Genomic DNA, 521 nt, shown 5'->3' with positions numbered 1-521 from the left:
TAGAGCACCTGGTTTGGGACCAGGGGGTCGCAGGTTCGAATCCTGTTTTCCCGATTAATTGGATAATCATCGCGGTGTAGCTCAGCAGGTTAGAGCGTCCGGTTCATACCCGGGAGGTCGGGGGTTCGATTCCCTTTGCCGCGATAGGTTTAAAGAGCTTGGACCTTTAGCTCAGTTGGTTAGAGCAGACGGCTCATAACCGTCCTGTCGTAGGTTCGAGTCCTACAAGGTCCATCTTTGGTGGATGTTGATTTAAACCAAGTTATTAATTTTATTATCGCGGGATGGAGCAGTCTGGTAGCTCGTCGGGCTCATAACCCGAAGGTCGTAGGTTCAAACCCTACTCCCGCAATTATGGTTCCATGGTCTAGTTGGTTAGGACGCCTGCCTGTCACGCAGGAGATCACGGGTTCGAGTCCCGTTGGAACCGCTTGGTGAAGGCAATTGGCTCGATAGCTCAGTCGGTAGAGCAGTGGATTGAAGCTCCATGTGTCGGCAGTTCGATTCTGTCTCGAGCCATT

At 51.8% G+C, this 521-nt stretch carries 5 tRNA genes; all 5 read left to right on the top strand.

What is annotated here, in order from left to right:
* The first annotated feature begins 70 nt into the window (after positions 1–70).
* The 5 genes from FC24_RS10755 to FC24_RS10735 all read left to right on the top strand — a co-directional run bounded on the left by FC24_RS10755 (position 71) and on the right by FC24_RS10735 (position 519).
* Positions 71–144: transfer RNA gene (locus FC24_RS10755), tRNA-Met, on the top strand.
* 16 nt (positions 145–160) lie between these two features.
* Positions 161–234: transfer RNA gene (locus FC24_RS10750), tRNA-Ile, on the top strand.
* 44 nt (positions 235–278) lie between these two features.
* Positions 279–352 (top strand) — tRNA-Met (locus tag FC24_RS10745).
* A 4-nt stretch (positions 353–356) separates the two neighbouring features.
* Positions 357–430, top strand: a tRNA-Asp gene (locus tag FC24_RS10740).
* A gap of 16 nt (positions 431–446) precedes the next feature.
* Positions 447–519 (top strand) — tRNA-Phe (locus FC24_RS10735).
* Positions 520–521: the final 2 nt, after the last annotated feature.

The organism is Loigolactobacillus rennini DSM 20253 (genome assembly GCF_001436505.1).
GTDB classification, from domain to species: domain Bacteria; phylum Bacillota; class Bacilli; order Lactobacillales; family Lactobacillaceae; genus Loigolactobacillus; species Loigolactobacillus rennini.
The sequence above is the reverse complement of the archived record's forward strand: the minus strand, read 5'-3'. Positions and strand labels throughout refer to the sequence as shown.